The 5,781-nt window shown below is 45.4% G+C and carries 5 protein-coding genes and 1 pseudogene; 4 read left to right on the top strand and 2 right to left on the bottom strand.

What is annotated here, in order from left to right:
- The 4 genes and pseudogenes from RMO27_RS19520 to RMO27_RS19505 form a co-directional block, all read left to right on the top strand.
- A pseudogene (locus RMO27_RS19520) lies at positions 1-274 on the top strand (glycosyltransferase family 4 protein); the annotation flags it as partial.
- 95 nt (positions 275-369) lie between these two features.
- Positions 370-1,068: a sugar transferase gene (locus RMO27_RS19515; protein WP_309735650.1), complete on the top strand. Its 699-nt coding sequence runs from the start codon at positions 370-372 to the stop codon at positions 1,066-1,068.
- Positions 1,069-1,183: 115 nt separating this feature from the next.
- Positions 1,184-2,263: a GDP-mannose 4,6-dehydratase gene (gmd, locus tag RMO27_RS19510; protein ID WP_309735648.1), complete on the top strand. Its 1,080-nt coding sequence runs from the start codon at positions 1,184-1,186 to the stop codon at positions 2,261-2,263.
- 354 nt (positions 2,264-2,617) lie between these two features.
- Positions 2,618-3,562: a GDP-L-fucose synthase gene (locus RMO27_RS19505; RefSeq protein WP_309735646.1), complete on the top strand. Its 945-nt coding sequence runs from the start codon at positions 2,618-2,620 to the stop codon at positions 3,560-3,562.
- Positions 3,563-3,690: 128 nt separating this feature from the next.
- Here the strand turns inward: RMO27_RS19505 and RMO27_RS19500 are convergent, their stop codons facing one another.
- Both RMO27_RS19500 and RMO27_RS19495 read right to left on the bottom strand, forming a co-directional pair.
- A complete protein-coding gene (locus tag RMO27_RS19500) occupies positions 3,691-4,833 on the bottom strand; it encodes a fatty acid desaturase (RefSeq protein WP_309735644.1) in 1,143 nt (380 codons plus the stop codon).
- Positions 4,834-5,039: 206 nt separating this feature from the next.
- On the bottom strand, positions 5,040-5,781 hold a 742-nt coding region (locus RMO27_RS19495), incomplete at its 5' end, for a phytoene synthase (protein WP_309735642.1).

The following is a 5,781-nucleotide window of genomic DNA, read 5'->3' as shown; positions in this document are numbered from 1 at the left end:
TTATGGCAGAGGTGGTGCTGCTGAAACTGTGGTAGACATTCGTTCCGATCCAGATCGCGGCACTGGCATCCTGTTTCCCACTCAAACTACAGCGGCGATCGTCATGGCAATCGACACGTTTGAAATTTACCACCAGCAGTTTTCAGCAGAGCAAATTCGGCTCCATGCTGAAGGGTTTGCCGCCGCAGTGTTTCGATCTGAGTATCTCAGTTTACTCGATCGCTACCAACGACAGTGGCAATCGGGAATTAGGCCAACAGCTAATGAAGCCTAAATTACTCCAAACCGTTGGTGACAAGTAGAGCAGGGGGTAATCTTTTTATATATAATCTGGGGAATATTGGTGATCGAGTGAAATTGAGGACTAAAATGACCGTAGTCAGTAAACCTGTTTCAAATAAAGCAGTAGTCAAGCCTCTAGCCCAGCAGCGCATTCGACACGGCAAGAAGTATCGCAACTTTAACAAACGGCTATTTGACATTATTTTTTCGTTGCTAGTGCTGGTATTTTGCGCTCCGGTCTATCTAGCTCTATCGCTGGCGATCGTCTGTACTTCATCCGGCCCGATTTTTTATATTCAAGAGCGCGTCGGTAAAAATTATCGTCACTTTGGCTGTATCAAGTTTAGGACAATGATTCCTGATGCCGATCGGCTACTCGATGAAATGATGGCGCAATCAGAGGATCTGCGTCAGGAGTTTTCGGAAAATTTTAAGCTCAAGCAAGATCCGCGCATCACCAAAATTGGTAAATTCCTGCGGACTACTAACCTAGATGAATTTCCGCAGTTTATCAATGTCCTCAAAGGCGAAATGAGCGTTGTCGGACCGCGACCGCTCGTCCCTGACGAAATTGCCCGTTATGGCACCAAGATCGATCGGGTGTTGACGATTAGGCCGGGAATTACTGGTTTGTGGCAAGTTTCCGGTCGCAACGATATCCCCTATGAGCAGCGGATCGACATTGATGTCAGCTATGTCAGACGCCGAAATTTTTGGTTGGATCTGCGGATTATCTTCAAAACGATCCGATTAACAGTACTCCCTAAAAATAATGGGGCATATTAGCAATAGCAACTACATAATAGTCAAAAAACTGGTAGGATGCGATCGCAATTCAGATTTATGATGATGGGGACAATCCACCCCTAGCGATCTACTGAAATAACTGATAAGAGCCAAAATGACAGAAATCAAACGCGCACTAATTACAGGGATCACCGGACAGGATGGCTCCTACCTGGCCGAACTTCTACTATCTAAAGGCTATGAAGTTCATGGCATCATTCGGCGAACATCAACTTTCAATACCGATCGGATCGAGCATTTGTACCAAGATCCTCATACACCTGGGGCTAAACTCTTTTTGCATTACGGCGACTTAGCTGATGGCGTCACCTTACGGCGGTTATTAGAACTTACCCAACCCCACGAAGTCTACAATCTCGGTGCCCAATCTCACGTCCGCGTCAGCTTTGACGCACCAGAATATACGGTTGATACCGTCGCGATGGGCGCGCTCCGCTTACTCGAAGCCATCCGCGACTACGAACAACGCACCAAACTCCAAGTGCGCTATTATCAAGCGGGTTCTTCGGAAATGTACGGTTTAGTTCAAGAAGTCCCACAATCGGAAACTACCCCATTTTACCCCCGCAGTCCTTATGCTTGTGGCAAACTCTACGCCCACTGGCAAACCGTTAACTATCGCGAATCTTACAATATCTTCGGTTGTAATGGGATTTTATTCAATCACGAATCCCCCCGTCGCGGCGAAACCTTTGTCACGCGCAAAATTACCCGCGCGATCGCGCGGATTATGGCCAAGCAACAGGATAAACTCTATCTCGGCAATCTCGAATCCAAGCGGGATTGGGGCTATGCCAAAGATTATGTCGTGGCGATGTGGTTGATGCTCCAACAGGAGACTCCCGATGATTATGTGATTGCTACTGGTGAAACCCATGCGATCCATGAATTCCTAACTGTGGCCTTCGATTATGTCAATCTCAACTGGAAAGATTATGTCGAATTTGATGCTCGTTATTTACGTCCGGCAGAAGTCGAATTATTGATCGGCGATCCGACTAAAGCCCAGACAAAGTTGGGCTGGAAACCATCAGTAACTTTTACCGAACTCGTTCATTTGATGGTCGATACCGATCTCCATGCGCTCGGCATCAAATCGCCTAATTATCATGGTGAAGCTGTACTACCGGATGTAGCGATCGTTCGTCAAGCCCTAGCTACCATGCACGATTAAATTCAAGTTTTGAGTCGTCATCATCTACAGTAGGGTTAGGGTGAATTAATTGTTGCGGTAGGAAATCTGAAACCTTAGTATTTAGTCGCCAACCGCCCTGAAATGAATTTCGGGCTAACTGCAAAAGTTCATTTCATGAACTAAGATGTTTTTCTTTTTTGACAATTAATCCACCCTGGTCATCATCGATAGTAGAGTGGTCATTGTCTTGGATCGCATCATTCAGATGCGATCCGCTGCCCACCATCTGATTTTTTGGCTTAATTAATATTCCTTCAATATTTACGCCTGCTAACTTAGTGATTAGTACTTACTTTTGTAGGTAATATTTAGACACCCGCATTCAGAGAATTTATGACAAATCTAGATTTATCTACTAAGCGTATCCTCGTAACTGGAGGTGCTGGGTTTCTAGGTCAACAGGTTATTAGCCAGCTTTGCTCTCAAGGTGCCGATCCAGCTAAGATAACTGTCCCTAGATCCGCCGATTGTGACTTGCGGGTACTCGATAACTGTCATCAAGCAGTTCAATGTCAAGACATCATCGTCCATCTGGCCGCACACGTCGGCGGCATTGGCTTGAATCAACTCAAACCCGCCGAATTATTCTACGATAATTTGATGATGGGTACCCAATTAATTCATGCTGCTTACCAAGCCAAAGTGGCTAAATTTGTCTGTGTGGGGACGATTTGTGCTTATCCTAAATTTACACCCGTACCATTTAAAGAAGCAGATCTCTGGGAAGGTTATCCCGAAGAAACTAACGCACCTTATGGTGTCGCTAAAAAAGCACTATTAGTGCAATTGCAATCCTACCGTCAGCAATATGGATTTAACGGTATTTATCTATTACCTGTGAATTTATACGGCCCCGCTGATAACTTTAAACCTGAAAGTTCTCATGTAATTCCGGCTCTAATTCGTAAGGTACATGAAGCCCAAATTGCTGGTGATCAGCAAATTCCAGTCTGGGGTGATGGTAGTCCCAGTCGCGAGTTTATCTATGTCGATGATGCTGCTAGAGGGATTGCGATCGCGACCACCAGTTTCGATGGCGCAGAACCAGTCAATCTCGGCACCAACTATGAAATTACGATTAAAGATTTGATTACTTTAATCTGTAAACTGATGGATTACCAAGGAGAAATTGTCTGGCAAACTGACAAACCTAATGGTCAACCACGCCGTTGTCTAGATACTCAAAGAGCCAAAGAGTATTTCGGATTTACCGCTCAAGTCGATATCGAAACTGGCCTCAAAAATACGATCGATTGGTATCGCCAGCATGGATCTTAGTCGATCCACAACGATATTAAACACTAAAAAGTAGCCGATAAAAAGTAGGGGCAATTCATGAATTGCCCCTACTTTTGGTTGTCTGAAATTGTTGTGAGTCGGCACAATCGAGATCGATTCTAGTTCCTTTATTTGAGATTCATCGCCAGCGTGGCAGGAGATACTTCTAATTCTGGATTGTGGGGAATACCTTGAAGAAATGAGTCAATCGATACTAGACTATTTGAATCTGCATCCCACAACACAAACTTGGCACAGTCGAGCATATCCCCCACCCGCAAGGTTTTAACATTTGAGAGCAGGTGCAAGTTTTGGCGATGACAAGCCTCAAGATGATAATTGGGAATGCGCTCGGATAGATGATGGATATTGTGATAGCCGATGTCAGCGGTGAACCACTTAAGCAATAGCGGTAGCTCTAAATAACTACTACCTTCGATCGCGCCTTGCAAATAATCCCAGCTTTCGTTCTTGTGAGCTGATGAACCTTCAAAAATATGTTGGACAAAAAAGACACAGATGAAAATGACTGCCGAACAAGTTAGCACCAGTGAGTAAACACTCAAAAAGAAGCCAGCCCCGAGGAGATTACTCAAGTAAATCCAACTACTAATTACACAAATATTATTAAAAAATAAATCCCAAAACTCGGTACTCGACTGCCAATGTTTAGATTGATGGATCGAGATCGCTGCTGCTAAACTTAGTTCTGGATGTTGTTGTTTCTGCCTAATAATATCGCGAATCAGATCGTAGACTCCAATAATTAGTGCCATCCGAGGGGCGATCGCTAGATAGAAAAAACCACCAGGAATTGCCATGATCGGCTGTCTGATAAATGCATAAGTTTGACGTTCTTTGTCATTAAGTTTGGCAAACTCGTCGGTAGAGAGAAAGTCCGCCACCCCGCGATATCGCTCCCAATTACCATTGGTTTTGTGGTGGTAGGCATGATCGCGCGACCAGGGATATTGAGGGATAGCATTGATAATCCCCAGCAAAAATCCGACACAGCGGTTGACTTTCTTGGAACTAAAGAGTGAATAGTGACCGCAATCGTGCATCAATGAAAAACAGCGCAACGAAAATAGCGTCATCAACAAGATAATCGGCGGTAGTAACCAAATAGAAATCGCGGCGACTTTGACTGCCAAGAACCACAAACCGATATAAGGAACGACGGTATTGAGAATTTGATAAGTTGCGCGGAAGTCGTCGCTCTTCATGTACGGGGTGAGCACAAAGTCAGACTTTTTAATCGGATTTTCCATTTAGTAACATACTCTAATAAACAAATATCCTCACAGCCACATCATTGAGTGGCGATGCCAACATGAGATTGAGATCTCTGCCTGGGAAGATCGAAACGCATCGCCAACCAGTTTAGCGGCGATGAATGCAGATAGACTAAGGATGCTATTACTGACACCATCGATCGAGCCAAAGTGCCATTAAACCCATCTCATCCTACCTTCAATTATTTAACCTGGGATCGCAGAAAAGAACCGGGTAAACACCAGAGTTTTTTGGGGTTACTGACATAGGCGCGGCGATTGAAGACATCATAATCATTGCGCTCGATCGAATCTAAGATCTGTTGGTATAGCAATAATGCCGCCCACACCGGCCACCGCACATCGGGACTGAGCCGACTAATCCCGCTTTCTGCTTGCTGATAATACTTACGTGCGCGCTGAATCTGGAATTTCATCAAGGCACGCCAATTGTCATTTACTACCCGATTTAGCAAATCCTGCTCGGTGTAGTTAAATAAAGCTAGCTCGTCCAACGGTAAATAAATTCGCCCACGTTCGGCATCCTCGCCGACATCGCGGAGGATATTCGTCAATTGCTTGCCGATGCCCAGGGCGACCGCTTGTTCGGTGGGAATATCGAGATCGCGATCGTGCCACGGTGCAGTTAATTGGCTTTCATCGATACCGACGATCGCATTGGACATCAAGCCAACTGTCCCCGCCACTCGATAGCAGTAGAGCGACAGCTCCTCAAAGCTCTCATACCGATTCTTCCGTAAATCCATCCGCTGTCCGGTAATCATGTCCCGAAATGGTTGAATCGCCAAATCTGGGAATCTGGCGATCGTATCGACTAACGCTACATCATAACTATCGGTAGGACTACCCCTAAAGATTCTCTCCAACTGGGCTTCCCAACGATCGAGCGTCGCGGGCGTCGTCTCATCTGCATCTGCACCATCG

It is taken from the genome of Chamaesiphon sp. OTE_75_metabat_556, from assembly GCF_031378165.1.
In the GTDB taxonomy this organism is placed as follows: Bacteria; Cyanobacteriota; Cyanobacteriia; order Cyanobacteriales; family Chamaesiphonaceae; genus Chamaesiphon.
This window is presented reverse-complemented; position numbering and strand designations above follow the sequence as displayed.